Here is a 24,021-nt window from a genome sequence, read left to right on the forward strand (position 1 = left end):
TTGCCCTCGGTGCACGCTCTGTGGTCTCCGGGCCGGGGTCTGCTGCTCTGGGCGGAGCACGACCGCCCGGCCGGCACGTCGAGCCGTTCGACACTGGTCGCGCTCTCGCATCCGTTCGCCGTTTCCAGCGCGCAGCTGACCGCGCTGCACCCCGGCAAGCCCACGTCGGTGACGTTGCTGCTGCCCTCGCGGGCGAACCGGCCGCTCGCCTCCGCCGAGCCGGTGGCGGGCGCCAACCGGCGTGCGCCGGCGCTGCGGCCGTGGTCGGTGCCGGCGTTGGTCGTCGACCCCCTCGAGCTGGACGACCTCGACGACGCGGCCTCCTACGGCTCGTCGGTCGGCTACTTCCGGGCTGTGGCTCGCTTTGCCGAGGATCTGGTGCGGCGCGGGCGGGTGCTGCCGACGCTCCGCCGCCGCGGTGACGCGGCAGAGGCCCGGTGGCGGCCGGTGCTCCAGGGCGTGGACTTCGTCGCCTTCGACGCGCTGGTCGCGGCCATGCCGCCGGTCGGGCGGGCCGAGCAGATCGCGCCGCTCACCGGGGCGTCGCCGCGCGCGCTCGGCACCGATGCCCTCCACACGCTGGTCGACGCGGCGGTCCGGGACCGGCTGGCCCGCGCGGATCCACCCGTCGACCTGCGCGGGGGCCGGGGCGCGGCCGGGGTGTGGCTGGCGGCTCTGCAGGGCGGCGCCGCCCGCGTCGAGCTGCCGCTGGGCGAGCTCGGGGTCCTGACCGACGCCGTCGCGAAGTGGGACCAGGTCGCCGACACCGACGTCGTCGACGGCCGGGCCTGCTTCCGGCTGGCCGAGGTCGGCACCCTGCGCCGGCCGGCCGAGGACGATCCCGACGACCAGACCGGCGACGGCACCAAGTGGCAGCTGCAGTTCCTCCTGCGGTCGGCGGCCGATCCGAGCCTGCTGCTGTCGGCGGGGCAGATCTGGTCGGGCGAGGCGAACGGGCTGGTCCGGGACCCGAGGGGGCTGTTGGTAGCCGAACTGGGCCGCGCCGCGCTGGTGGAACCGATGCTTGCGCCGGCACTGCGCCGGAGTCAGCCGTCCGAGTACGACCTGACCGTCGAGGAAGCCGAGCACTTCCTCACCTCGGGCGCCACCCGGCTGATCGAAGCCGGGTTCGAGGCGCAGCTCCCGGCCACCTGGGACGGCCGGCGCCGGCTCGGCCTGCGCCTCTCCGTCCGCGGCACGCCGTCCGAACAGGTCGTCGCCCGCAGCCGGGTGGGCCGCGACGAGCTGGCCACGTTCCGCTGGACGATCGCGGTGGGCGACGACGAGATCGGCGAGGAAGAGCTGGCGAAGCTCGTCGCGGCGAAGAAACCCCTGGTGCGGTTGCGGGGCAGGTGGATCAGCGTCGACGCCGACCGGCTCCGCGCCGGTCTCGAGTTCCTGCGCCGCGACCGGGACGCCCGGCGTCCCACCGCGGCCGAGCTGCTGGAGCTCGTCCGCCTCACGCGGGAGGTGCCGCTCCCGGTCACCGACGTCCACACCGAAGGCTGGGTCGGGGACGTCCTGGCCGGGCGGGTCCAGCAGACGCTGCAGGCGGTCGAGCTGCCGCCGTCGTTCCGCGCCACCCTGCGGCCGTACCAGCGGCGGGGTGTCGCCTGGCTGGCGTTCATGTCGGCACTGGGGCTGGGTGCGTGCCTGGCCGACGACATGGGCCTCGGCAAAACCGTCCAGACCCTGGCGCTCGAGGCCGTCGAGCGGGCGGCCGGCGAGCAGGGGCCGACGTTGGTGCTGTGCCCGATGTCGCTGGTCGGCATGTGGGAGCGGGAGGCCGCGAACTTCGCCCCGGACCTGCGGGTCCTCGCCCACCACGGCAGCGCCCGCGCGCACGGGGACGCGCTCGCCACCCACGTCGCCGCGGCCGACCTCGTCGTCACGACCTACGCCACCGCCGCCCGGGACGCCGAGGGACTCGAGACGGTCACCTGGCGGCGCCTGGTGCTCGACGAAGCGCACGCCGTCAAGAACGCCGACACCGCGACGGCCAAGGCGGTGCGGCGGTTCACGGCCGGGCACCGGCTCGCGCTGACCGGCACCCCGGTGGAGAACCGGCTGGCGGACCTGTGGTCGGTGCTGGACCTGCTCAACCCCGGGCTGCTCGGCAGCAGGTTCGAGTTCCGGCAGCGGTTCGCGGCCCCGATCGAGCGCGGCGGCGACACCGCCACGGCCGCCGTCCTGCGCCGGCTCACGCAGCCGTACCTGCTGCGCCGGGTGAAGACCGACCCCGCGATCGTCCCCGAACTCCCGGACAAGCTCGAAATCCGGCAGGAATACCGGCTCACCCGCGAACAGGGCACGTTGTACAGCGCGATCGTCGACGAGATGATGAAGAAGATCGAGAACAGCCAAGGCATCAAGCGCCGCGGCAACGTCCTCGCCGCGATCACGAAGCTCAAGCAGGTCTGCAACCACCCCGCGCACCTGCTGCACGACGGTTCCCCGATCGGGCAACGCTCCGGAAAGGTGAACCGCCTCGAAGAGATCCTGGCGGAAATCCTGGCGTCGGGCGATCGGGTGCTGTGCTTCACGCAGTACGCCGAATTCGGGCACCTGCTCGTGCCGCACCTGTCGGCCCGGCTCGGCACCGAAGTCGCGTTCTTGCACGGTGGCTTGGCCAAGGGGACGCGGGACGCGATCGTGGACCGCTTCCAGTCCGGCGACGGGCCCCGGATCCTCTTGCTGTCGCTCAAGGCGGGCGGCTCGGGGCTCACGTTGACCGCCGCCGGCCAGGTCCTGCACCTGGACCGCTGGTGGAACCCGGCCGTGGAGAACCAGGCCACCGACCGCGCGTTCCGGATCGGGCAGGGGCGCACCGTCCAGGTCCGGAAGTTCCTCTGCCCGGGCACGATCGAGGAGCGCATCGACACCCTGATCACCAGGAAACGCGCCCTCGCGGGAATGGTCGTGGGCGAGGGCGAAAGCTGGCTGACGGAACTGTCCACGGACGCGCTGCGCGGCGTGCTCACGCTGGGGGAGGAGGCGCTCGATGACTGACCCGCTCCCGTGGTGGCCGGCCCGGTTCCTCCGCGCGCTGACGGCGATCGGCGTCCTCCTGCCCGCTGCCGGCGCGGGCCGCGTGGAGTCGTTGGAGGTCGGAGCCGGGCGTGTCGACGCCGAGGTCCGGGACGGCCGGCCGTACCGGGTGCGCATCGGCCTGACGGCGTTCGGGAAGACGGAGTGGGCGGCGATCACGCACGCGCTCGCCGCGAAGGCGTCGGCCACGGTCCTGCTGCTCAGCGGCGAGTTGCCCCGAGACGTCGAAGAGATCTTCAAGGCGTTGCGGCTGCCGTTGTTCCCGTCGTCGGCGCGGGAGGTGTCGCTGGACTGCACGTGCCCGGCCGCCGAGGTCCCGTGCGGCCACCTGAACGCGGTGTTCTCGGCGCTGGTGGCGAGGGTGGACGACGATCCGTTCACGGTCCTCGCGCTGCGCGGCCGCGATCGTGAGGCGCTGCTCGAGGAGCTGAAGAACCGGCTCATGTCCGCCGAGCCCCGCGATCCCGACGACCGGTCACCGGCGCTGACCGAGGTGCTGGACACGTTCTTCGCCTGCGGCGAGGCCCCGGGCCTGGGCGGCGCGGCACCGTTGCACGGACCGCGCGCGCCGTTCGACGCGCTGGTGGACCAGGCCCCGCCGTTCGCGATCACGGCGGGCGGAGCGGACGTCGCCGAGCTGCTCCGGCCGGTGTACCGGGCACTGGCCGGAGAGCACGGCGCCTAGCTACTTCCGCCGCCCCAGTGCCTTGGCGCGGTCGTGGGCCCAGCCGGCCAGCACGACCCCCGCCGCCGTCACCGCCAAGTAGCACACCAGCGTTCCGGCGAAGCCCGCCCCCAGCCACCCCAGCAGGCCCGTGTTCCCGTGGTCCACCAGCAGCCGGATCGCGCCCTGGGCTCCCAGGACCGTCAACACCGCTCCCACGATCTGCAGCACGTCGAACTTCACGTGGTCCCCTCCCGTTTTTTTGGTACAAGTGCATCATAACCATGGGTGATATCGTCGGCGTCGTGGCGGGGAGCCGGATCACGGTGCGGGTGGGCGAGCGGCAGCTGACGCTCTCGAACCTCGAAAAAGTCCTCTACCCGCGGCACGGCTTCACCAAGGGCGAGGTGCTCGACTACTACACCCGCATCGCGCCGCTGCTGCTGCCGCACATCCGCGATCGCGCCATGACCTTCGTGCGGTTCCCCGACGGCGTTGCCGGTGGCTCCTTCTTCGAGAAGGACGTCTCGCGTCACGCGCCCGACTGGGTGCGCACCGCTCGGCTCGCCGTCGGTGGCCGGGGGAAGGACGCCGAGGTCGTCGCCTACCCGCTGATCAACGACCTGCCCGAGCTCGTCTGGGCCGCCAACCTCGCCGCGCTCGAACTGCACGTCCACCAGTGGACCGTCGACGCCGACGACGAGCGGAGCACGCCCGACCGGCTCGTGTTCGACCTCGACCCCGGGCCCGGGGCGACTGTCGTCGACTGCTGCCGCGTCGCTGAGCGGCTGCACGACGTCCTCACCGGCGACGGGCTCACCCCCGTCGCCAAGACCAGCGGCTCGAAGGGGATGCAGCTCTACGCCGGGGTCGTGACGACGGACCCCGCCGAGACGTCGCAGTACGCGAAAGCGCTCGCGGAGCGGCTCGCGGCCGAGACGCCGGACCTCGTCGTCGCGCGGATGACCAAGACGCTGCGGCCGGGCAAGGTCTTCATCGACTGGAGCCAGAACAACCCCTTCAAAACCACCGTCGCGCCGTACTCGCTGCGCGGGCGTGACGAGCCGACCGTGTCCACGCCGGTCACCTGGGACGAGGTGCGGGCCTGCCGGCACGTATCGCACCTGCGCTTCACCGCCGATGAGGTGCTCGACCGCGTCGAGCAGCACGGCGACCTGTTCGCGGATCTGGGCCGGACGCGCGCCGCGATTCCGGCGTTCGGCTGAATTTCGGAAATCGGAATTGCCCGGTGCGCCGGCGGCGATTCTCCGAAGCGCTCGCCGGGCGGTTCGGGGGAATTGCGAAAAATCGGGCCCGACCAGGCGACCCGGACGGTCCCTTGTGGACTGCTGCACGTGCAGGTGGCCGTGTCGCTGCACACCCCGGAGGCCGGGAAGATCTTGGTGTGCGCCAAGGTGGACGTTGTGGGTACGGTCTACCCCGTAAACGTTCATCTTGAGCCGCCGGAGCCGGTCATGAAGATCCAGAAACCGCCGCGGCTTTCGCGAGCATTCGGGCGTTCGACACCGGGAGCGTTGTGCGAGCCGTTCTCGGTCACCACGACTTTCCCCGGTGGCCGGTGCACGCTTCTCGTGGTCGTGGGCGACTTGGATTTGTCGACCGTCGCCATTTTTGTCGAATGCGCGGAAATCGCGCTCCGCCGCGGCGGAGCGCTCGTCGTGGACCTCGGCGGGGTGACGTTCTGCACCGGCGCCGGGTTCCGGACGCTGCACGGCGTCCAGCGCACCGCCGACGAAGCGGCCGTCCCCGTCGCGTGGGTGGTCGGCACGCCGGCGCTGCGGCGGCTGCTGCGGGGGAGCGGCGCCGCCGGGTTCTCCTGCTACGGGGATCGGGCCGACGCACTGGCGGCGGCCGGCTGATCCGCTTCGACCGCACCGGGCAGGGTGCCCGGTGCGGATCCGGGAAGAAAGGAAACGGGTGTCCGTCCTGATCGACACCGATCTCGAGTTCTGGTTCCAGCGCGGGCTGCGCGCGTACCTCGGCGAGGTGGCGGCCGCGCTCGGCTTCGGCTTCGAGTCCTGCACCGTGGACGTCGACGTCCCGGTGTCGGCCTACGTCGCGGTGGACTGGCGGCTGCGCCGCTACCCCGAGCGCGACGTGGCGCTGCTGTGGGACGAGGTGCACGGCTGGGCCGTCGCGGTCGAGGCGGCGTGCGGGGAGGAGATGATCGTGCTCGCCTACCTCGGCGGGGCCGACATCCTGCCGCCGCCGCGCGTGATCGTGCGGTTCCTGGCCGCGCTGCGCGCCGGGGACCTGGCACCGGACGGACCCGGATCACCCGTGCTGCGCCGTGCGGGCCGCCACCAGGACCTCCTGCCGTTGCTGCCGGCCGGGTGACGCGGGGCGGCCCGATCCTCCACACTGGAGCGATGGGGACGGTGCCGGACGCGGTGGCGCCGATGCTCGCCGTCGACGGGAAACTCCCGGACGACGGCCGGCACGGCTACGAGTGGAAGTGGGACGGCTTCCGCGGCTGCGCCCGGGTCGCGGACACCGGCGACGCCCGGATCACCAGCCGCAGCGGCAGCGACCACACCCACCGCTACCCCGAGCTGCTGGACGTCTTCGCGCCCGCGCTCGGCGGCCACGCGGCGGTGCTCGACGGCGAGGTCGTCGCGGTGAACGCGGCCGGCCGCCCGGAGTTCGAGCTGATGCAGCGCCGCGCCATGCACGAGCCGACGGCGAAGCTGCGCGCCGAGGTCCCGGTCGTCTACTTCGCCTTCGACCTGCTGCGGATCGGCGCCGAATCGCTGCTGGACCGGCCGTACGAGCAGCGGCGCGAGCTCCTGGCCGAGCTGGTCCGGCCCGCCGACGGCCGGCTCGTCGTGCCGCCCTGGTACAGCGGCGCCGACATCGGGCCGGACCAGCTGCTGGCGACGGCGGCCCAGCACGGCATCGAGGGCGTCGTCGCGAAGCGGCTCGACGCGCCTTACCTGCCCGGCACCCGCTCACCGCTGTGGACCAAGCGCGCGCTGACCCAGACGCGCGAAGTGGTCGTCGGCGGCTGGCGGACCGGCGCCGGCCGCCGCGCCGGCACGCTGGGCGCGTTGCTGCTGGGCGGCTACGACGACGACGGCACGCTGGTCTACGTCGGCGACGTCGGCACCGGCTTCACCGACGACGCGCTCGACCACCTCCGCGACGTCCTGGCGCCGCTGGCCCGCCCGCGGTGCCCGTTCGGCACCGAGGTACCGCGGGACCGTGCCCGGGGCGCGCACTGGGTGGAGCCGGATCTGGTGGGCGAAGTCGTCTTCCGCCGCGTCACCCCGGACCGGCGGCTGCGGCACACGTCGTGGCGGGGGTTGCGCCCGGACCGGGCACCCGGCGAGGTGGGGGTGCCGGAACCGACGGGAGCGGCATGACAACGCCGGTGCGCCTGGTCGAGATCACCGGTGGCTCCGGCGACGAGACGGTCGCGTTCGTGGTGCTCAGCTGGAACGTGTCACCCGGCCGGCCGGCGTCGTCGGGCCGGACGAGGTCGACCGGCGAGATCGACCACGGGGAGATCGTGCTGCGGCTCGGATTGTGATCGCCGTCACGGCCGGTCACATCGGCTCCGCGGGCGGAGTCGTGGGGGTGACGGACACCGAAACCCCGGGGTCCGCGCTCCCCGAAGGAGTTCCGATGTCCACCGCCTACGTGATCGTCACCCTCTTCGCCGCCGCCTTCGTCGGCTTCTCGGCCGTCTCGGTCTTCACCCGCGCGAAGTGGGTCGTCGAGCCGATCACCTCCTACGGCGTGCCGCAGGCGTGGTGGAACTGGCTCGGTGCCGCGAAGGCCGCCGGCGCCGCCGGCCTGGTCGCCGGCCTCTTCTGGACGCCGATCGGGGTCGCCGCGGCGATCGGGCTGGTGCTGTACTTCCTCGGCGCGCTGCTCACCGTGGCCCGCGCGCGGTCGTACGGGCACCTGGCCTTCCCCGCGCTCTACCTGGCCCCGGTCGTCGCGTCGCTGGCGCTGCTGTCCTGACCGGCGAGCCAGGTAAGCGCGTCGGCGGCGTGGTCCAGGACGGAGATGTGCCCGTCGCCGGGGGTGAGCCGGAGCTCGGCGCCGGGGATCGCCCCGGCGAGCCACTTGCCCTGCGTGGCGGGGACCATCCGGTCGTCCTCGCCGTGCAGCAGCAGGACCGGCGCGGTGATGGCGGCCGGGTCGCCGCCCCACGGCGTGACGTAGGCGAGGTCGTCGTCGATCAGCCCGGCGGCCCCGAGCGCGGGCTGGACGACCTCGTTGAGCCATGACCACGACCCGGTGAGCGCGGCGAAGTCGGCTTTGGTGAAGACGTCGGGGTCGAACTCGGCGGCGGCCTCGTACTTCTCTTTGGCGGCCCGGCCTTCGGCGGCGGCGCGCAGGGAAGCGGCACTGCCGGCGGCCATCCCGTCGAACCAGCCCTCGGTCCCGAAGGGCGCGACGGCGGCGAGGCTCGCGACGGCCAGGACCCGGTCGGGCAGCAGCGCGGCGGTGGCGAGGGCGTGCGAACCGCCCCCGGAGTGCCCCATGACGGCGAAGCGGCCGACGCCCAGGGCGTCGGCGACGGCGGTCGCGCACTCGGCGGCGTACCCGACGGTCCGGTCCGGCCGGGGAGTGGAGCTGCCGTAGCCGGGCCGGTCGTAGGAAATCCAGCGGACGCCGAGCGTTTCGGCGAGCGGCAGCAGCGGTCCGGGCGGGGCGCCGAGGTTGGGCGTGCCGTGGTGCCAGAGGACGGTGAGCCGCGCGGGGTTCCCGGTGTCGTGGACGTGCAGGGTGCGCCCGCCGGGCAGCGCGAGGTCGGTCTCGGTGACGTTCACCGGGCCAGCTTTCCGGCCAGCCAGGCCAAGGACAACGGGTACCGGTAGTCGATCGCGGCGTGGCCCGCCTCGAACAGCTCGAAGTGGATCCGGTCCGCCGGCAGCCCCGCCGTGACGATCTCCGCGTGGAACGCTTCCGCACCCACGTCGAGGAAGTACTCGTCGCTCGTGCCCGCGTCGATCCACACCGCCCGCCACGAACTCACCGCCGACGCCCGCGAAGGCACCATGCGGACCGGGTCCCAGTCCAGCCAGCGCTGCCACACCTGCGGGCGGAGCACCCCGGTCGCCGGGTCGAACGGCAGCTCCGGCGTGCCGTCCGGGCCGGCCGAGAAGCAGGCCGACACGCCGAGCAGCTGCAGCAGCGTCGGGTCGTCGGGGGAGGTGAACGCGGGGCGGGAACGGAAGTCCGCCCACCACTCGTGGATGTCGCCGCCGTAGCCCCGCAGCGCGCGGACCGCCTTGCCGAAGTCCGGGACGTAACACAGCTCGTACAACGAATCGCCCGCGTGCGTCGCCAGGGCGCCGAACAGGTCCGGGCGCAGCATCGGCGTGATCATCGCGCCGAACCCGCCCGAGGACTTGCCCGCGATCGCGCGGGACTCGCGGTCCGGGATCGTCCGGTAGTGCTCGTCCACCCACGGGACGATCTCGTCGCACAGGTACGAGTGGTACCGCCCGGTGCCCGGCGAGTCGACGAACTGCGAGCCGCCGTAGGCCGTCCACGCGTCGACGTACACCACGACGCAGCCCGGCGCGCCGTCCGCGAACACCGCGTCCGCCGTCTCGACGAACGGCTGGCGGAACGGCGTCCGGTTGGCCCACATGGACAGGTGCCCGGTGTAGCCCTGGATGACGTACACCGCCGGGTACCGCTCGTCGCCGTCGTCGTAACCCGGCGGGACGTACACCCAGAGCGGCCGCTCGTGCGGGTCGCCGAGCGGGTTGCCGCGCAGCAGCGCGGACGTGACGGTGTGCCGGTCGAGCCGGCCGGCGAGGTCGCCGTCCCAGGGCAGCATGCGGCCAGTCAACCACGGCCCAACCGGTTGCGGGGGCTAAGCGATACCTCTTTTCCGCGGGTAGCGTTGAGCCGTTTCGCCCCGACCTCCGTGTTATGGGCACGGTGGTGGGATTGGGGAATGCGGGGAAGTCATGAAACATCCGGGGCCGTTGTTCACACTGCTCGCCGGGGTCGTGCTCGCCGGCGGGATCGGGATCGTCAACCTGGCTACCGGGACGGGCGTCGCGCCGGTCGCCGGAGCCGCCAACGCGGCCGCCGCCAGTACCACGGCGGCGCCGCCCGAGACATCGGAAGCGCCGAAAACCGAGGCGCCCCGGGCGGATCCGCCCGCGCGGGCGGACTACGCCGGGCGCGTCACCGGCGGCGGCGCGTCGGTCGCGGTGTCGGTGCGCGACGGCCACGCCATCGCCTACCTCTGCGACGGCAAGAAGGTCGAAGCCTGGCTGCAGGGCGTGACGGCCGGCGGGAAGCTCGACCTCGAAGGGGCGAAGAACTCGAGCCTGACGGGCAGCTTCGACGCGGCCACGGTCACCGGGACCGTGACGGCGTCCGGCAAGACCTGGCAGTTCACCGCGCCGACGGCGAAGAAGCCCGCGGGCCTCTACCGCGCGGCGCCGAAGGTCAAGGGCAAGCCGGGGAAGGTCGGCTGGATCGTGCAGCCCGACGGCAGCCAGGTCGGCATCCTCACGACGGAAGCGGACTCGGCCACCGCGCCGGCGCTGAACTTCGGAACCGGGGCGACCGCGACCGTCGACGGCGCGCCCGTGACCGCCGAGCCGGTCAGCGGCCTCACCGGGGACGGTGACTTCTGATGACCACGGCGGGCAACCGCGCCGCGGCCGCGCTCCTCGTGCCGCTCGTCGCCGGCGCCGTCGTCTCGGTGGCGCTCGGCGTCTACGGCAGCCTGCACACCCCGACCGGCGTCGCGATCAACGTCGCCGGCTTCTCCGGCCCGCAGTCGGTGAAGGCGTGGCTCGCGACGGTCGTCGTCGTGCTGGCGATCGTGCAGCTGCTGTCGGCGCTGGCGATGTATGGGAAACTGGGCCGGAACGCGCCCGCGTGGGTGTCGCCGGTGCACCGGTGGTCGGGGCGGCTGGCGTTCCTCGTGTCGATCCCGGTGGCGCTGCACTGCCTGTACGCGCTGGGGTTCCAGACGTTCGACACGCGCGTGCTGCTGCACTCACTGCTGGGCTGCTTCTTCTACGGCGCGTTCGTCGCGAAGATGCTGCTGCTGCGCAAGGACGGCGCACCCGCCTGGTCGCTGCCGGTCCTCGGCGGGCTCGTGTTCACCGGGCTCGTCGGGCTCTGGCTGAGCGCGTCGCTGTGGTTCTTCACCCAATCCGGCCTGACGTTCTAGGGGGACGATCGTGGGCAACGACGAAACGGACCCGGCGGTCACCCGCCGGACGGCGATCGCGGTGGCCGGCGCGAGCCTGGTGGCGGGCTGCAGCACCTACGGCGGGAGTGCGGGCGCGCCGTCGTCGGCCGCGCAGCAGCCCGCGGCACCGGGCGGCACCGAGCTGGGCGCGGCCGCCGACGTCCCGGTCGGCGGCGGCAAGGTGTTCGCGGACAAGCAGGTGGTGGTGACCCAGCCGGCGGCGGGCACGTTCGCGGCCTTCTCGGCGATCTGCACGCACCAGGGCTGCACGGTCGACACGGTCGCGGACGGCACGATCAACTGCCCGTGCCACGGCAGCAAGTTCAAGATCGCCGACGGTTCGGTCGCCAACGGCCCGGCGTCGAAGGCCCTCGACAAGAAATCGGTCACCGTCGCGAACGGCAAGATCACGCTTGCTTAGGTGTAGGCCTTCGCGACGGTCAGCCCACCGATCGTCCACAGTGGACCCGAAGTGTCCAGTGCGTCGGACAGTACGGTCCCGTCGGCGCACGCGAACCGCATACCCGGGTCCTCGGGGACGGCGGCGCACTGCACGCCGTTCGCCAGCGCGAGCAGGAACACCTCGCCCGTGCCGCCGGGCGCCGGCGGCACGGGCAGGGCGCCGGTGTAGGTCAGCGCCACCGCCTTCACCGCCGAGACCGGGCAGACGACCCGCGTTCCCGGCACGGCGAAGCACGGGTCGTACGTCGTGGCGCCGCTCGTGCAGCGGTAGGCGTCGTGGCGGCCGGACACCGCGGAGACCGACGCGCACGTGCCGGTCGCGCGGGCCGTCGTGGCGCGCGGCCGGTACCGGCGCACCACGTCCCCGCCGGCCGGGTGGCACGCCGGGAGCGCGGCCCAGACGGCGGCCTCCGGCCGGTCCGCGGTGAAGTGGCCCGCGCCGGCGTCCGCGGCGCAGGCCGGCACCTCGGGAGCGGGCCCGGCGGCGTCGGTCATGCCGAACAACGCGGCGAGGCGGTGGGCGGCCGCGGCGAGCGTCGTGCCGATCGCCGGACCGGGCTCGGCCCGGCCGCGGAGGGTGCCGGGAAGCCGGCCGAACGGGACGTCGTAGGTCACGGTGGCACCCGGCCACAGCAGGTCACGGTTCCGCGGCCGACCGGCCGGTTGGCCGGCGGTGACCGTCCGGGCGGCCGGTTCCGGCCAGTCCGGCGGCGGAGTGATCCGGTACGGCACCGGGGCGTTCGACGTCAAGGTGACGCTCGCTCGCCCACCGCCGGCGCTCACGCAGGGGCCGGCGGTGCCGCCGGGCCGGGGACGCCGAGGCGACGACGACGCCGTCGGAGCCGGCCGAGCGGCCGGCGCAACCCGGCCGGGACACCGGTGCCGGCCGGACTTCGCGGCCGAGCGCCGCGAAGTCCAGCAGCCCGCCCCAGAACGGACCCGGCCGGCCCAGTTCCGCGACGATGCTCCGGCTCGCGGCGTCGTACACCGCGGGGACGAGCGTTCGCCCGCCGATGACGACGGGCGCGAATCCGGCCGGCGGTGCCGCGGGGACGGGAATCCGCACCCGCACGGGCTGAGCGCCGTCGAAAGCGAGGTCCGCGCCACCGCCGAACCGGCGCGTCAACGGCGTCGCGACGGCCGGCTCCGGTGCGGGCCGCACCGAGACACGGCTGCCCGCGGCCTCGATCCCGGCGACCGTCCCACCCGGACTCGCCGTCGCGGAAAACCGGTGCTGCACCAGCACTCCGGCCCCGCCGAGCAGCAGCGCGAGCACCGCCGCGGTCAGCGCGAGCCGGGCCGGCCGGTCGTTCGTGGCCATCGGCGCCTCCCAGCACACCTACGTCCGGCAAGTCACCGCACCCGCCGTGGTCGTCAGCCGTCGTGGCCCAACCGTGACAGCGCCGGACCTAGGCTGGGGCGGTGGCCGAACTCGCCGAAGTGAACGTCGCGGTGCCGCGGGCCCCGCTCGACGACCCGGTGATGGCCGGGTTCGCGAACGCCTTCGACGTCGTCGCGCGGCTCGCCGAGGCCGCACCCGGGTTCGTCTGGCGGCTCGCCGCCGAGTCCGGGCACGCGGTCCTCGCCACCTCCGCCGGGATCGAGGTGGTCGTCAACGTGTCGGTGTGGCGCGACTACCGCAGCCTGCACGAGTTCGTCTACCGCGGCGCGCACGGACGGTTCCTCCCGCGCCGCCGCGACTGGTTCGCGCCGACGCCGCCGCCCGCCACCGCGCTGTGGTGGGTGGCCGACGGCCGGCGGCCCACCGTCGGGCAGGCCCTGGCGCGGCTGGGATTCCTCCGCGACCACGGACCGTCGCCGCAGGCGTTCTCACCGGTCCACCGGTTCACCGTGGACGGACGCCGCTGCCGGTAACCGGTCGCCGCCGCGCGGCCGGTCTGGCACCATCGGACCGGTGAGCCCGGTCGAGATCGCCTGCGACGAGTCGGGCTCCGAGGGCGAAAACCTCGTCGGCGGCGAGACGGACGTGTTCGCCCACGCCGGGGTCGGGCTGACCCCCGAGGCCGCCCGCGCCTGCGTGCGCGAGATCCGGGCCCGGATCGGCTCGCCCGCCGAGGAGTACAAGGCCAACCACCTCCTGCGCGCCAAGCACCGCCCGGTGCTCGAGTGGCTGCTCGACCCCGGTGGCCCCCTCGCCGGCCACGGGCACGTGCACCTGACCGACAAGACGTTCTTCGCCGTGCGGGCCGCGGTCACGCTGCTGACCGAGGACGGCACCGACGAGATGGCCCGCACCCTCCACCGCGCCGGGCCGGCCGCGTTCGGGGCCGAGCGCTGGGCGTACTTCCTGGCCGCGTTCACCAGCGTGCTGCGCCTGCGGCCGCGGCGCGGCGTGACGACGTCGCCGGCGGAGTTCTTCGCGCTGGCCGGCGAACTCGCGGTGGTCCCCGGGGAAGCCGGCGAAATCGTCGGTCGCCTGGAAGAAGGTGCCGCGCGCGTCGCCGACTACCGCGTCCGGCTGGCGACCGACCCCGGGCTGATCCCGGTGCTGGATCCGCTGGTGCCCGCGGTGGTCCACACCGTCCGGCACTTCAGCGCCGGCGGCACGCCGGTCGCGGTGGTCCACGACGAGCAGCTGGCCCTGACCGGGGAGCGGGTGCTGCAGCTCAAGGCCACCCTCGGCCACCGGCTGGCGGGCGTCCGGTTCGTCGACTCGCGGTCCGACGCCCGGGTGCAGGTCGCCGACTTCCTCGCCGGGGTCGCCCGCCGGATCGCCTCCGACGCGCTCAACGGCCGCGGCGACCCGCGGCTGACCGCGTTGCTGAAGTCCTTTGTGGACACCGAGTCGGTGTGGAACGCGGTCAGCAGTTGACGACCTGCGTCGGCGCCGTGGTGTTGTCGAGCCGTTTGACGTACGCGCCGCCGCTGCGGTGGGCGCAGGCCGCGTCCTTCGTGGCGAACGGTCCACTGTAGACGGCGTACACGTCGGCGCCGTCCACCTGCTGCCGCAGCGAGCCGCACCCCGTGCTCGGCGCGTGCAGGTACCCGGCGCCCGGGTGGGCGTCGAGGAACCCCTCTACGTCGGCGCGGTAGCGGGCCGGGGTGATGGCCGAACCGAGGATCACGACGAACGAGCCGTCGCACGCAGGGGTGCTCAGCGCCGTGGTCAGGCCGAGGTCCGCGCTGCTCGCGACACTGGTGGCGACGGACGTCCGGACGCTGATCCGCGTCGTGGTGACCGGCGGGGCGGTCATCGGCGGCACCGCGGACGACGTTGTCGAGGGCAGAGTCGAGGGCGGAGTCGAGGGCGGGGTCGAGCCGGACGCCACCGGCGACGACGGCTTGAGGACGGTGAACCACCCGACGACGGCCAGCAGCGCGAGCAGGGCGACGCCCGCGACGAGCCAGGGCGCCTTCGACGGCCGTTTCGGCTCCGGGACCGCGGTCAGCCGGGTGGCGTGGCGCGTCGGGGGAGCGGGCGCCTGAACCGGGCTGGTGCCGCCGAGCGCGGCCCGGGCGGCGGCCGCCAGTTCCGTCACGCTGCCGAAGCGCACCGCGGGGTCCTTCGCCATGCCCCGCGCGATCACGGCGTCGAACGCGGCGGGCAGCCCGGGCCGCAGCGCGCTCGGCAGCGGCGGCGGCTGGTGCAGGTGCGCGCCGATCAGCGACGCGGCCGTCGTCGCCGTGAACGGCTTGCTGCCGGTCAGGCACTGGTGCAGCACGCACGCGAGCGAGTAGACGTCGACGCGGTGGTCGGCCGGCGCGTCGGTGAAGCGCTCGGGCGCCATGTAGTCGAGGGTGCCGACAGCGCCGCCGGTGGCGGTGATCCCGGTGGCGGGCCCGGCCGCGCGGGCGATGCCGAAGTCGACGAGGTAGGCGAACCCGGTCGCGCCGACCAGCACGTTCGACGGCTTGACGTCCCGGTGCACCAGGCCTTCGGCGTGCGCGGCCGCCAGGGCCTGCGCGACCTGCCCGACGACGTCGACCGCCTCGGCCGGCGCCAGTGGGCCACCCGCGGCCAGCCGGCTGCCGAGGTCGTCGCCGTCGACCAGGCGCATGTCGAGGTAGAGGCGCCCGTCGATCTCGCCGTAGGCGTGGATCGGGATCACGTGCGGCTCGCGCAGCCGCGCCACCGCGTGCGCCTCCCGCCGGAACCGCTCCTGGAAGTCGCGGTCGGCCGCGAACTCCGGGGCCAGCAGCTTCAGGGCCACGACGCGGTCGTGGCGCGAGTCGTAGGCGCGCAGGACCTCGCCCATGCCGCCCCGGGCGATCAGCGACTCGACGCGGTACGGGCCGAACTGCCAGCTCACGTGCACCCTTTCCGCAAGGCACCCCGACACCGGGAAGTCTGCCGCACGCGGCGTTGCGTTACAGCCGATTAGCTGACTAAGGTCAGAGAATGGCGAACGACCTGGTCGCGGGCGTCCGGCGGTTCAACCGGACGGTCACCCAGCGCATCGGCGCACTCGATGACGCCTTCCTCGCCCGCGCCCGCCCGCTGGGCGAGGCCCGCGTGCTGTGGGAGCTCGGCGCCGAGGGCTGCGACGTCCGTGAGCTGCGCGAACGGCTCGACCTCGACTCCGGCTACCTCAGCAGGCTGCTGCGCGGGCTGGAACGAGACGGCCTGGTGCGCGTCGGGCCGAGCACCGCCGACGGCCGCGTCCGCTCCGCGCGGCTCACCGAGGCCGGGCGCGCCGAACGCGCCGCGCTCGACCGGCTTTCCGACGACGCCGCGGCCGCGTTGCTCGCTCCGCTGTCCGCCGGGCAGCGCAGGCGGCTCGTCGCCGCGATGGCGGAGGTCGAGCGGCTCCTGACGGCCTCGGCGGTCGCCGTCGCGCCGTGCCCGCCTTCGCACGCGCACGCCCGGTACTGCCTGCGCGCCTACTTCGCCGAGCTGGCCCGGCGGTTCGACGACGGCTTCGACCCCGAGCGCAGCATCTCCGCGGCGGACGCCGAGATGACCCCGCCGGCCGGCGTCCTGTTGGTGGCCACGCTGCACGGCGAGCCGGTCGGCTGCGGCGCGCTGAAGCTCCACGACGGCGCGCCCGCCGAGGTCAAGCGGATGTGGGTGGCGCCGTCGGCCCGCGGGCTGGGCCTGGGCCGGCGGCTCTTGGGCGAGCTGGAGGCGTACTCGGCCGGCCTCGGCGTCCGCACGCTGCGGCTGGAGACCAACCGCGCGCTCGACGAGGCGATCGGCCTCTACCGCGCGGCGGGCTACCGCGAGGTCCCGTCGTTCAACGACGAGCACTACGCCGATCACTGGTTCGAGAAGCACCTCCCGAGCCCACGTACCCTGGCGTAGTGCGGACCCGCCCCACCCTGACCTGGACGTCCCCGGACGCGCCGTTGCCCCGGACCTCGAGCCTCGACGAGCTCGCCGGCGTCGTGGCGCGCGGGCGCGTCGTCGTGCTCAGCGGCGCCGGGTTGTCGACGGAGTCCGGGATCCCCGACTACCGCGGCGAGTCCGGCAGCCTGCGCCGGCACACGCCGATGACCTACGACGAGTTCGTGACCAGCGTCGAGGGGCGGCAGCGGTACTGGGCGCGCAGCCACCTCGGCTGGCGCACGATCGCCCGCGCCGACCCGAACGACGGCCACCGCGCGGTCGCCGCCCTGCGCGACGGCGGTTACCTCGGCGGCGTCATCACGCAGAACGTCGACGGTCTGCACCAGGCGGCCGGCACCGCGGACGCCGTCGAGCTGCACGGCAGCCTCGACCGGGTGATCTGCCTGGACTGCCGCCGCCTCAGCGAGCGCGCCGAGCTGGACCGCCGGCTGCGGGCGGCGAACCCGGACTTCGGCGGCGCGGCCACCCGGATCAACCCGGACGGCGACGTCGAGCTGCCCGAGGACGTCGTGCGCCGCTTCACACCGGTGCCCTGCACCGACTGCGGCGGCGTGCTCAAGCCGGACGTGGTGTTCTTCGGCGAGAACGTCCCACGGCCGCGGGTGGAGCAGTGCTACCGCTTGGTCGACGAAGCCGGCGCGCTGCTGGTGCTGGGTTCGTCCCTGACGGTGATGTCGGGTCTGCGGTTCGTCCGCCACGCGGCGGCCGCGGGCAAGCCGGTGGCGATCATCAACCACGGCGAAACCCGAGGTGACCGGTACGCGTCGCTGCGCGTGGATCTGCCGCTGGGGCGGGCGCTCACCGAGCTGGCGGAGCGGCTGGGGTGCGGGGATCGCGACCGAAGCGCGTGAGCAACCGGTCCTGCCGGGACGCGGCGGGCACGCCGGGCGGTGGGCCGGCGAACACGCGGGGGTTCAGCGCCAGGCCCGCGAAGATGTCGTCGAAGCCCTGGTCGGCGCCGAGCGCGGGCGGGCTCGCAGGTGCGCCAGTACTGTCGGTGGTGCGGACGCCTGCGCGCGCCACTCGGTTGGCCTGCCCAGCAAGTAGTCGACGACCCGGTCCAGCGCTCCCGCTTCGGCGAAGGCCGCACCGACCCGGTAAACGCAGCCGCGGGGTCGTCGCCGGAGGTGTCGCGGGCTGCCGGGACGTCCTCACGGGTGGGCCGCGCACGAGCTGGAAGTGGATGAGGTTGCCCCGGGGCCACGGGGTTCACCAGCGCCCGCACGTCCGTTCGGCGCGTCCCGGCCGTCGAGCGGGACCGCGCGCAGGTTGCGCTCGAAACTTTGGTGGGTGGGGAGAAAGCGGTCGAAGGACATCCCCGGCCGGTCTTGTGCCGTGTCCAGGTTCGGACACCGTGGACGAGCCGGCCCGGGGCGGGTTGGGGGAAACGCGCCCGGGGCCGGCTCTGCGACGGACCTCCACAGCCGGTCGTTGCCTGCAAGACGTCGGCGCCGCCCCGGGCGTTACACCGGCTGCAAACCCGTCCACGACCAGCGCGGTACCGCCAGCCCGCCGGGCACTTCCGCGGCCGGACCGGGGTAGGTGAGCACCTCCGCCACCGCCCACTCCATGTAGGACCGCAGCGCGGCGCGGAACTCCGGGTCGGCGGGCAGGCCGGCGTCGTCCGCGGCGTGCACGAAGCAGTCGACGAACCGGCGGCCGAGGTCGCTCATGTCGCCGTTGCCCGCGTGCATCCGCAGCATCGCCGAATGGTCGCTGCACTCGGCGGAGAACCGCGGCGGGCCGCCCATCACCTCGGCCCAGTACCACGCCAGCCGCTCCACGTGCCGGGGGTTCTGCCCCGGGTGCGAGAACGGGTGGTTCAGTTCGGGGTCGGCCAGGCAGCGCTCGTGGTGGGCGGCGGCCAGCGCGAGGAACGCGGGGTCGCCGCCGGCGAAGTCGTACAGGGTCGGACGCACGGCGTCGAGCCTGGCACGCCCGGCCGCCGGACGCCAGGACGTCAGCGCGCCGCCGCGGCCGCTCGCTCCGCGGCCGGGGTGAAACCGCCGAACGCGTCCACCGCCCGCTGGACGTCTTCGGCCACGAGGTCGTGGTTCAGCGCACCCGCGGCGGCCGCGCCCTGGGCCGCGGCGATGATCACCGTCGCCCGCGCGTCCACGACGTTCCCGGCCGCCCACACGCCCGGCACGTTCGTCTTGCCCATCGGGTCCGTGGACCCTTCTTCGTAGCCGAGCCCGCGCAGGAGATCGTCGTGCGGGACGGTCCGCGTGCGGATGAACAGCGCCACCCGCGGGACGAACCGCGCGCCGAGTTCGACTCCGGTGAGGTGCCCGTCTTCCCGCCGCACCGCCGTGACGGCCCCGTCGACGACCCGGACGCCCCGCGCGTCGAGCCGCGTCCGGTCCTCTTCGGACAGTGGCGTGGTGTGCGGGAAGTACACGACGTCCGGCGACCACTGGCGCACCAGCAGCGCGTGCTCGACGCTCAGCGGCTCGGTGCCGAGGACGCCGAGCGGCTGGTCGCGGACCTCGTAGCCGTGGCAGTACGGGCAGGTGACGGCGTCGGTGCCCCAGCTTTCGCGCAGGCCGGGCAGCTCCGGCAGGTCGTCGTGGACGCCGGTCGCGACCAGGACGCGCCGGGCCGTCAGCTCCCGGCCACTGGCCAGCTCGGCGGTGAAGCCCGCGTCGAGCCGGGTCACCCGGTCGTCGAGGACCTCGACGCCGTAGCCGGCGAGCTCCTCGCGGCCGATCTTGAGCAGCTCCGACGGCGGCAGGCCGTCGCGGGACAGGAAACCGTGCATGTGCTGGGCGGGCGCGTTGCGCGGCGAGCCACCGTCGACGACCGCGACGCGCCGCCGCGCCCGGCCCAGCATCAGGGCGGCGCTCAGACCCGCCGCGCCGCCACCCACCACCAGGACGTCATAGCTGTTTTCGGTCATGCCGCCACCCTGCGCCCGGCTTGGCGGATTCGACAACACATGTTGCCGTTTCCGCAACGAGCGCGTTTCCTGGAGGGATGACGGACGCGATCACCCAGGCCCTCTCCGAGGTCGGCCCCCGCCTCAAGCGGGTCCGCACGCAGCGACGGGTCACGCTGGCCGACCTCTCGGCCGCGACGGGCATCTCGAAGAGCACGCTCTCCCGCCTGGAATCCGGGCAGCGGAAGCCGAGCCTCGAGCTGCTCCTGCCGATCGCGCAGGCCCACCAGGTCCCGCTGGACGAGCTGGTGGGCGCCCCGGAGGTCGGCGACCCCCGCGTCCGGCTGACCGCCCGCCGCCTCCCGCGGGCCAACGGCGCGACGATGACGGTCCTGCCGCTGACCCGCCAGCCCGGCGCGCCCCAGGCGTTCAAGATGATCCTGGAACCGGAGACCGGCGAGCCCGACCCGCAGGTCCACGAGGGTTACGAGTGGCTCTACGTCCTGTCGGGCCGGCTCCGCCTGATCCTGGCCGACCGGGACCTGACGCTGGGGCCGGGCGAGGCGGCGGAGTTCGACACACGGCTGCCGCACTGGTTCGGCGCGGTCGGGCGGCCGGCGGAGATCCTCAGCCTGTTCGGCAAGCAGGGCGAGCGGCTCCACCTGCGGGCCAAGTCCCGCTAGAACCCGATCGCCTCACGCAGCAACAGCACGGTCGCGCGCCCGGGCCGCGGTTCGGCGTTGAGAACCAGCAGGCGGTTGACGGCACTGGGCCACCCGTGGACCTCCTGCGTGCGGACGCTTTCCAGCGGCAGGCAGTGCTCCTCGACGCGACGCAGCGCCGTTTCCAGGTCGGGCACGATCTTCTGCGCGCCGACGATCCAGATCGCCCGGGCCGCGCCCCCGGCGTAGGCGGGCAGCTGGCTGCCGCTGCCCGAGGCGGCCACGAGCGAACCGGTTTCGGTGACCGCCGCGACGCTGCCCACGACGACGTCCGGGCTCGCGAGCAGCCGCCGGATCTCGTCGGCGCCGGTTTCGCGGTCGATGGCCAGCACCCGCGGCCGGATGGCCTCGTAGCTCCCGGTCGCGTTGAGGTCGTCGTCGATGCCGGACCGGCGGAGGGTTTCGCTGGCTCCGGTGAACACGGCGGCGCCCGCCGGGATCAGCTCCTTGACGCGGATGCGCGCGGCGGCGGCGTCGTCGAGGATCTCCACGGCGAATCCGTGGGCGGTCAACGCGGCGGCCGCGCGCTCCAGGCGGCCGGCGGCGGCCGGCTCGGCGAACGTGGTCATGGTGGCTCCGGAACGTGGTCGGATCGGTTTCGGAGGGTTCGACAACGCAGCGGCCCGGAACGTCAGGCCTCACATTCCGGGGCGCTGTCCGGTCGTAGGGGTGACGACGAAGGGAGCACGATGACCACTCGCGACGCGGTCATGGGGGAGCGGCGCGCGCTGCTCAACCTCGCCTACCGGCTCCTGGGCAGCCTGGCCGAGGCCGAGGACGCCGTTCAGGAGGCCTACGCCCGCTGGTTCGCCCTGACTCCGGCGCGGCGGGACGAGATCGCGTCCCCCGGCGCGTGGCTGACGACGGTGACCGGCCGCGTCTGCCTGAACGTCCTGGGCTCGGCCCGGGCCCGGCGCGAGAGCTACGTGGGCGACTGGCTTCCCGAGCCGGTGCCCGGGGACCAGGGCGGCGACCCGGCCGACCGGGTCACCCTCGACGAGTCGGTCAGCATGGCCTTCCTGGTCGTGCTCGAGGCGATGACCCCGGCCGAACGCGTGGCGTTCGTCCTGCACGACGTCTTCTGCCACTCGTTCGCCGAAGTCGCCGAGATCGTCGGGCGGACGCCGGCGGCGTGCCGGCAGCTGGCGTCCTCGGCGCGGCGCCGGGTCCGCGAGTCCCGCGGCCGGGTGACGCCGGCGGCCCGGCAGGCCGGGATCGTCCGGGACTTCAGGCGGGCGTGGGAGGCCCAGGACATCGCCGCCCTGATCGGCCTGCTCGATCCCGCGGCCACCGCGACCGCCGACGGCGGCGGCCTCGCGCTCACCTTCCTGCGTCCCCTCGAAGGCGGCGAGCGGATCGCGACCGCGTGGGTCGAGCTGGCCCGGCGCCGGCCGCCCGGCATGACGGTCCTGGAGCGCACGGTCAACGGGCGGCCGGGCCTGGTGGCCCAGGAGGACGGCGTCACCGTGACGGTGTTCGCCTTCGACGTCGTGGCCGACCGGATCCGGCGCATCTGGGTCGTGCGGAACCCCGAGAAACTCCGGCGCTGGACGAGCTAGGCGAGGGTTTCCGGCAGCCCGAAGCCCGCGTACATCTTCGGGTCGAGGAAGCCCATGATCTCGGCGACGCGATCGCCGCGCAGCGTCAGCACGTTCACGCAGCCGATGCGGAAGACGCCGTCCGGATGGCGCTGGTAGCAGGCGAACGCGAGCTGGCCGGCGGCCCGGACCGGGACCAGCCGCCACGGCGTCGCGAACACGTTGGCGGTGAGGAACCGGGCGACGTCGTCGCGGCCGTCGAACCAGGCGGGCAGCGGCGGCATCGTGAAACGGGCGTCCTCGGCGAGCAGTGCCAGCAGCGCCGGGACGTCCGCGCGCTCCCACGCCGCGACGAAGTCCGCCACCAGTGCGCGTTCCGCGTCCTCGCCGAGGGCGCGCAGCGTCGCCTGCTGGCTTTGCGAAGGTGCGTGTTCGTCGAGGGTCTTGCGCGCCCGCTGCAGCCTGCTGTTGACCGAAGCGACCGAGGTGCCGAGTGCTTCGGCGACTTCCGCGGCCGAGAACGCGAGCACCTCACGCAGGATCAGCACGGCCCGCTGGGTGCCGGGCGGGTGCTGCAGCGCCGCGACGAACGCCAGCTCGACGCTTTCGCGGAGCTCGAACAGGCGTTGCGGGTCCCAGTCGTCCTCGGGGTAGGGCTCGACGAACGCCTCGCCGTCGACCGGGTCGGCCAGCGCGTCACCGGGGTTCGCCGCGGGGTGGAAGTCGCGCGGCAGCAGGCGTTTCGGGCGTTGCTTGATCAACCGCAGGCAGGCGTTGGTGGCGATCCGGTAGAGCCACGCACGCACCGTGCTGCGGCCTTCGAACCCGGCCAGTCCGCGCCACGCGCCGAGCAACGCTTCCTGCAGCGCGTCTTCGGCGTCGTGCAGGGCGCCGAGCATCCGGTAGCAGTGCGCGCGCAGCTCGCTCTGGTAGGGCCGCACGAGCCGGTCGAACGCGCCGCGGTCCGCGCGCCGCGCCGCTTCGAGGAGGTCGGCTTCGGTGTCCATGCGCGCATCCTGCCCGATGGTCAGCCCAGTTCGCGCTGCATCAGCAGGGTGTCGAGCCAGCGGCCGTGCTTGAACCCGACGCGCCGCAGCACGCCGGCGTCGGTGAAGCCCGCGGCGCGGTGCAGGTTCCGCGACGCGGGGTTGCCGGAGTCGACGACGACCGCGATCGCCTGCCGGGCCCCGGCTTTCGCGCACCGCTCGAGCAGCCCGTCCAGCAGCCGGCGGCCGTCCCCGCGCCCGGCGGCTTCGGGCGCGAGGTAGATCGTGGTCTCGACCGTGTGCCGGTAGGCGGGTTTCGGCCGCCAGGGCGCGGCGAACGCGAAGCCGTCGACCTTCGTGCCGCGCAGGACAAGGAATGGCAGGTCGCTTCCGTGGATCTTCGCGCGCCACTGGTCCGGGGTGGGCGGCGTGGTCTCGAACGTGAAGACCGAGTCGGTGACGTAGGGCGCGAAGACCGCCGCGATGCCTTCGGCGTCGGCCTCGCCCGCTTCCTCGATAGTGGACATGACAGGTATTATAGAGGAATGATCGATCCGGTTGTCCTCGGCCGCCGCCTGCACGACCTGCGGACCGACCGCGGCCTGGCGCTGAGCGCGCTGGCCACGCGGGCGGCGGTGAGCGTGAGCATGCTGTCGGCGATCGAACGCGGCGAGAAGACGCCGACGGTGGTCGTGCTGTCCCGCGTCGCCGACGGCCTGGGGCTGTCGCTGTCGCGGCTGCTGGCCGATCTGGAGTCGGACCGGGTGATCGTCCGCCGCGCGGCGGAGCAGGACCACGTCGCGGAACCGGGCGGCTGGCACCGCACGGTGCTGACCCCGGTGGTGCCCGGCGTGAACTTCGAGTGGATCCGGACCACGTTGCCGGCGGGGTGCGACGCGGGCAGCTTCCCGGCGTACGCCGCGGGCTCGCACGAGTTCGTCGCCGTCGAATCGGGAACGTTGTGGCTGGGCGTCGGCTCGGCCGAGTACGTCCTGGCGGCGGGGGATTCGGTCTACTTCCCGGCGGACGAGACGCATTCGTACGCCAACCGCGGCCACGAGCCGTGCTCGTACCACGTCGCGGCGCTGGTCATGCGCTCACGCTTGACTCATCCGATCACTTCCTCCTAGCCTGATTTGACGCATTCCCGATCCGCCGTCGGAACACCGCGTGGTGCTTCCGTCGTGGCCAGGAAAGGGAGGTCCCGTGAGCAG

At 73.8% G+C, this 24,021-nt stretch carries 29 protein-coding genes; 18 read left to right on the plus strand and 11 right to left on the minus strand.

All coding sequences use genetic code 11. From position 1 onward, the window contains the following. Together BLV96_RS02645 and BLV96_RS02650 are read left to right on the plus strand one after the other, a co-directional pair. Positions 1 to 3,009 (plus strand): DEAD/DEAH box helicase, encoded by a 3,009-nt coding sequence (locus BLV96_RS02645; RefSeq protein ID WP_086679570.1) that lies wholly within the window; start codon positions 1 to 3, stop codon positions 3,007 to 3,009. Next, complete coding sequence (locus BLV96_RS02650) at positions 3,002 to 3,733, plus strand: SWIM zinc finger family protein (protein WP_086679567.1); 732 nt, start codon at positions 3,002 to 3,004, stop codon at positions 3,731 to 3,733. The genes BLV96_RS02645 and BLV96_RS02650 overlap by 8 nt, the downstream gene beginning before the upstream one ends. Here the strand turns inward: BLV96_RS02650 and BLV96_RS02655 are convergent, their stop codons facing one another. Beyond that, positions 3,734 to 3,955, minus strand: a complete 222-nt coding sequence (locus tag BLV96_RS02655) for a hypothetical protein (RefSeq protein WP_086679566.1) — start codon at positions 3,953 to 3,955, stop codon at positions 3,734 to 3,736. Between the two features lie 62 nt (positions 3,956 to 4,017). Here BLV96_RS02655 and ligD (BLV96_RS02660) point away from each other — a divergent pair, with 62 nt between their 5' ends. The 6 genes from ligD (BLV96_RS02660) to BLV96_RS02680 all read left to right on the plus strand — a co-directional run bounded on the left by ligD (BLV96_RS02660) (position 4,018) and on the right by BLV96_RS02680 (position 7,699). Continuing rightward, complete coding sequence (gene ligD, locus BLV96_RS02660; protein WP_167379545.1) at positions 4,018 to 4,938, plus strand: non-homologous end-joining DNA ligase; 921 nt, start codon at positions 4,018 to 4,020, stop codon at positions 4,936 to 4,938. Between the two features lie 249 nt (positions 4,939 to 5,187). After that, positions 5,188 to 5,592, plus strand: a complete 405-nt coding sequence (locus BLV96_RS02665; protein WP_086679564.1) for an STAS domain-containing protein — start codon at positions 5,188 to 5,190, stop codon at positions 5,590 to 5,592. A 58-nt stretch (positions 5,593 to 5,650) separates the two neighbouring features. After that, positions 5,651 to 6,070 carry a DUF6292 family protein gene (locus tag BLV96_RS02670; RefSeq protein ID WP_086679561.1) on the plus strand — a complete coding sequence of 140 codons (420 nt, stop codon included), beginning with the start codon at positions 5,651 to 5,653 and terminating at the stop codon, positions 6,068 to 6,070. A gap of 32 nt (positions 6,071 to 6,102) precedes the next feature. Beyond that, positions 6,103 to 7,095 carry a non-homologous end-joining DNA ligase gene (gene ligD, locus BLV96_RS02675; RefSeq protein ID WP_244180018.1) on the plus strand — a complete coding sequence of 331 codons (993 nt, stop codon included), beginning with the start codon at positions 6,103 to 6,105 and terminating at the stop codon, positions 7,093 to 7,095. Then, positions 7,092 to 7,262: a hypothetical protein gene (locus tag BLV96_RS49650; protein WP_158104200.1), complete on the plus strand. Its 171-nt coding sequence runs from the start codon at positions 7,092 to 7,094 to the stop codon at positions 7,260 to 7,262. Before ligD (BLV96_RS02675) ends, BLV96_RS49650 begins: the two co-directional genes overlap by 4 nt. A 95-nt stretch (positions 7,263 to 7,357) precedes the next feature. Then, the gene (locus BLV96_RS02680; protein WP_086679611.1) at positions 7,358 to 7,699 is read left to right on the plus strand and encodes a DoxX family protein; all 342 of its coding nucleotides are present in this window, start codon (positions 7,358 to 7,360) and stop codon (positions 7,697 to 7,699) included. Here the strand turns inward: BLV96_RS02680 and BLV96_RS50240 are convergent. Further along, entirely contained in the window at positions 7,657 to 8,514 is an 858-nt protein-coding gene (locus tag BLV96_RS50240; protein WP_208608117.1) for an alpha/beta fold hydrolase, read from the minus strand. The two genes, BLV96_RS02680 and BLV96_RS50240, sit on opposite strands and share 43 nt — an antisense overlap. After that, complete coding sequence (locus BLV96_RS50245; RefSeq protein WP_208608118.1) at positions 8,511 to 9,533, minus strand: alpha/beta hydrolase; 1,023 nt, start codon at positions 9,531 to 9,533, stop codon at positions 8,511 to 8,513. Before BLV96_RS50245 ends, BLV96_RS50240 begins: the two co-directional genes overlap by 4 nt. A 133-nt stretch (positions 9,534 to 9,666) precedes the next feature. Between BLV96_RS50245 and BLV96_RS02690 the strand changes: the two genes are divergently transcribed. The 3 genes from BLV96_RS02690 to BLV96_RS02700 are packed head-to-tail and all read left to right on the plus strand — an operon-like array spanning position 9,667 to position 11,334. Then, positions 9,667 to 10,347 carry a hypothetical protein gene (locus BLV96_RS02690; protein WP_086679558.1) on the plus strand — a complete coding sequence of 227 codons (681 nt, stop codon included), beginning with the start codon at positions 9,667 to 9,669 and terminating at the stop codon, positions 10,345 to 10,347. Continuing rightward, positions 10,347 to 10,892, plus strand: a complete 546-nt coding sequence (locus BLV96_RS02695; protein WP_086679555.1) for a DUF6529 family protein — start codon at positions 10,347 to 10,349, stop codon at positions 10,890 to 10,892. Before BLV96_RS02690 ends, BLV96_RS02695 begins: the two co-directional genes overlap by 1 nt. A gap of 10 nt (positions 10,893 to 10,902) precedes the next feature. Beyond that, a complete protein-coding gene (locus tag BLV96_RS02700) occupies positions 10,903 to 11,334 on the plus strand; it encodes a Rieske (2Fe-2S) protein (protein ID WP_086679553.1) in 432 nt (143 codons plus the stop codon). On the opposite strand, the gene BLV96_RS02705 is transcribed toward BLV96_RS02700, so the two are convergent. Both BLV96_RS02705 and BLV96_RS02710 read right to left on the minus strand, forming a co-directional pair. Next, positions 11,331 to 11,990: a hypothetical protein gene (locus tag BLV96_RS02705; protein WP_143050910.1), complete on the minus strand. Its 660-nt coding sequence runs from the start codon at positions 11,988 to 11,990 to the stop codon at positions 11,331 to 11,333. The two genes, BLV96_RS02700 and BLV96_RS02705, sit on opposite strands and share 4 nt — an antisense overlap. A 22-nt stretch (positions 11,991 to 12,012) precedes the next feature. Further along, positions 12,013 to 12,696 (minus strand): hypothetical protein, encoded by a 684-nt coding sequence (locus BLV96_RS02710; RefSeq protein WP_086679545.1) that lies wholly within the window; start codon positions 12,694 to 12,696, stop codon positions 12,013 to 12,015. Positions 12,697 to 12,797: 101 nt separating this feature from the next. On the opposite strand from BLV96_RS02710, the gene BLV96_RS02715 reads away from it, so the two are divergent. Together BLV96_RS02715 and BLV96_RS49655 are read left to right on the plus strand one after the other, a co-directional pair. Further along, positions 12,798 to 13,250, plus strand: coding sequence for a DUF3291 domain-containing protein (locus tag BLV96_RS02715; protein WP_086679542.1), 453 nt, complete (start codon positions 12,798 to 12,800; stop codon positions 13,248 to 13,250). 40 nt (positions 13,251 to 13,290) lie between these two features. Next, entirely contained in the window at positions 13,291 to 14,208 is a 918-nt protein-coding gene (locus tag BLV96_RS49655) for a DUF3800 domain-containing protein (protein ID WP_167379517.1), read from the plus strand. On the opposite strand, the gene BLV96_RS02725 is transcribed toward BLV96_RS49655, so the two are convergent. Then, on the minus strand, positions 14,198 to 15,646 hold the full coding sequence (locus BLV96_RS02725) for a serine/threonine-protein kinase (RefSeq protein WP_086679540.1): 1,449 nt from the start codon (positions 15,644 to 15,646) through the stop codon (positions 14,198 to 14,200). The genes BLV96_RS49655 and BLV96_RS02725 overlap by 11 nt on opposite strands. An 89-nt stretch (positions 15,647 to 15,735) precedes the next feature. On the opposite strand from BLV96_RS02725, the gene BLV96_RS02730 reads away from it, so the two are divergent. Further along, positions 15,736 to 16,638, plus strand: coding sequence for a MarR family winged helix-turn-helix transcriptional regulator (locus tag BLV96_RS02730; protein WP_086679538.1), 903 nt, complete (start codon positions 15,736 to 15,738; stop codon positions 16,636 to 16,638). Next, on the plus strand, positions 16,638 to 17,534 hold the full coding sequence (locus BLV96_RS02735) for an NAD-dependent protein deacetylase (protein ID WP_086679536.1): 897 nt from the start codon (positions 16,638 to 16,640) through the stop codon (positions 17,532 to 17,534). Before BLV96_RS02730 ends, BLV96_RS02735 begins: the two co-directional genes overlap by 1 nt. A gap of 612 nt (positions 17,535 to 18,146) precedes the next feature. Here the strand turns inward: BLV96_RS02735 and BLV96_RS02745 are convergent. Both BLV96_RS02745 and BLV96_RS02750 read right to left on the minus strand, forming a co-directional pair. Next, positions 18,147 to 18,602 carry a group II truncated hemoglobin gene (locus tag BLV96_RS02745; protein ID WP_086679534.1) on the minus strand — a complete coding sequence of 152 codons (456 nt, stop codon included), beginning with the start codon at positions 18,600 to 18,602 and terminating at the stop codon, positions 18,147 to 18,149. A gap of 41 nt (positions 18,603 to 18,643) precedes the next feature. Next, a complete protein-coding gene (locus BLV96_RS02750; protein ID WP_086679532.1) occupies positions 18,644 to 19,582 on the minus strand; it encodes an NAD(P)/FAD-dependent oxidoreductase in 939 nt (312 codons plus the stop codon). Positions 19,583 to 19,659: 77 nt separating this feature from the next. Between BLV96_RS02750 and BLV96_RS02755 the strand changes: the two genes are divergently transcribed. Next, positions 19,660 to 20,244, plus strand: coding sequence for a helix-turn-helix domain-containing protein (locus BLV96_RS02755; protein WP_091388678.1), 585 nt, complete (start codon positions 19,660 to 19,662; stop codon positions 20,242 to 20,244). Here the strand turns inward: BLV96_RS02755 and BLV96_RS02760 are convergent. Next, complete coding sequence (locus BLV96_RS02760; protein ID WP_091388681.1) at positions 20,241 to 20,852, minus strand: LUD domain-containing protein; 612 nt, start codon at positions 20,850 to 20,852, stop codon at positions 20,241 to 20,243. The two genes, BLV96_RS02755 and BLV96_RS02760, sit on opposite strands and share 4 nt — an antisense overlap. Positions 20,853 to 20,972: 120 nt before the next feature. Here BLV96_RS02760 and sigJ point away from each other — a divergent pair, with 120 nt between their 5' ends. Next, positions 20,973 to 21,842, plus strand: coding sequence for an RNA polymerase sigma factor SigJ (gene sigJ, locus BLV96_RS02765; protein ID WP_208608119.1), 870 nt, complete (start codon positions 20,973 to 20,975; stop codon positions 21,840 to 21,842). On the opposite strand, the gene BLV96_RS02770 is transcribed toward sigJ, so the two are convergent. Together BLV96_RS02770 and BLV96_RS02775 are read right to left on the minus strand one after the other, a co-directional pair. Further along, a complete protein-coding gene (locus BLV96_RS02770) occupies positions 21,839 to 22,828 on the minus strand; it encodes an RNA polymerase subunit sigma-70 (protein WP_091388684.1) in 990 nt (329 codons plus the stop codon). The genes sigJ and BLV96_RS02770 overlap by 4 nt on opposite strands. Before the next feature lie 20 nt (positions 22,829 to 22,848). Further along, a complete protein-coding gene (locus BLV96_RS02775; RefSeq protein WP_091388687.1) occupies positions 22,849 to 23,334 on the minus strand; it encodes a GNAT family N-acetyltransferase in 486 nt (161 codons plus the stop codon). An 18-nt stretch (positions 23,335 to 23,352) separates the two neighbouring features. Between BLV96_RS02775 and BLV96_RS02780 the strand changes: the two genes are divergently transcribed. After that, a complete protein-coding gene (locus tag BLV96_RS02780) occupies positions 23,353 to 23,937 on the plus strand; it encodes a helix-turn-helix domain-containing protein (RefSeq protein ID WP_091388690.1) in 585 nt (194 codons plus the stop codon). The last annotated feature ends 84 nt before the right edge of the window (positions 23,938 to 24,021 follow it).

The organism is Amycolatopsis pretoriensis (assembly GCF_900107925.1).
Taxonomy (GTDB): domain Bacteria; phylum Actinomycetota; class Actinomycetes; order Mycobacteriales; family Pseudonocardiaceae; genus Amycolatopsis; species Amycolatopsis pretoriensis.

What these genes read in the sequence shown, in the direction of transcription:
- BLV96_RS02650 (WP_086679567.1), top strand. Translation starts at nt 3,002, where the DNA reads ATGACTGACCCGCTCCCGTGGTGGCCGGCCCGGTTCCTCCGCGCGCTG.
- BLV96_RS02665 (WP_086679564.1), top strand. Translation starts at nt 5,188, where the DNA reads ATGAAGATCCAGAAACCGCCGCGGCTTTCGCGAGCATTCGGGCGTTCG.
- ligD (WP_244180018.1), top strand. Translation starts at nt 6,103, where the DNA reads ATGGGGACGGTGCCGGACGCGGTGGCGCCGATGCTCGCCGTCGACGGG.
- BLV96_RS49650 (WP_158104200.1), top strand. Translation starts at nt 7,092, where the DNA reads ATGACAACGCCGGTGCGCCTGGTCGAGATCACCGGTGGCTCCGGCGAC.
- BLV96_RS02680 (WP_086679611.1), top strand. Translation starts at nt 7,358, where the DNA reads ATGTCCACCGCCTACGTGATCGTCACCCTCTTCGCCGCCGCCTTCGTC.
- BLV96_RS50245 (WP_208608118.1), bottom strand. Translation starts at nt 9,533, where the DNA reads ATGCTGCCCTGGGACGGCGACCTCGCCGGCCGGCTCGACCGGCACACC.
- BLV96_RS02690 (WP_086679558.1), top strand. Translation starts at nt 9,667, where the DNA reads ATGAAACATCCGGGGCCGTTGTTCACACTGCTCGCCGGGGTCGTGCTC.
- BLV96_RS02695 (WP_086679555.1), top strand. Translation starts at nt 10,347, where the DNA reads ATGACCACGGCGGGCAACCGCGCCGCGGCCGCGCTCCTCGTGCCGCTC.
- BLV96_RS02710 (WP_086679545.1), bottom strand. Translation starts at nt 12,696, where the DNA reads ATGGCCACGAACGACCGGCCGGCCCGGCTCGCGCTGACCGCGGCGGTG.
- BLV96_RS02730 (WP_086679538.1), top strand. Translation starts at nt 15,736, where the DNA reads ATGGCGAACGACCTGGTCGCGGGCGTCCGGCGGTTCAACCGGACGGTC.
- BLV96_RS02750 (WP_086679532.1), bottom strand. Translation starts at nt 19,582, where the DNA reads ATGACCGAAAACAGCTATGACGTCCTGGTGGTGGGTGGCGGCGCGGCG.
- BLV96_RS02755 (WP_091388678.1), top strand. Translation starts at nt 19,660, where the DNA reads ATGACGGACGCGATCACCCAGGCCCTCTCCGAGGTCGGCCCCCGCCTC.
- BLV96_RS02760 (WP_091388681.1), bottom strand. Translation starts at nt 20,852, where the DNA reads ATGACCACGTTCGCCGAGCCGGCCGCCGCCGGCCGCCTGGAGCGCGCG.
- sigJ (WP_208608119.1), top strand. Translation starts at nt 20,973, where the DNA reads ATGACCACTCGCGACGCGGTCATGGGGGAGCGGCGCGCGCTGCTCAAC.
- BLV96_RS02770 (WP_091388684.1), bottom strand. Translation starts at nt 22,828, where the DNA reads ATGGACACCGAAGCCGACCTCCTCGAAGCGGCGCGGCGCGCGGACCGC.
- BLV96_RS02775 (WP_091388687.1), bottom strand. Translation starts at nt 23,334, where the DNA reads ATGTCCACTATCGAGGAAGCGGGCGAGGCCGACGCCGAAGGCATCGCG.
- BLV96_RS02780 (WP_091388690.1), top strand. Translation starts at nt 23,353, where the DNA reads ATGATCGATCCGGTTGTCCTCGGCCGCCGCCTGCACGACCTGCGGACC.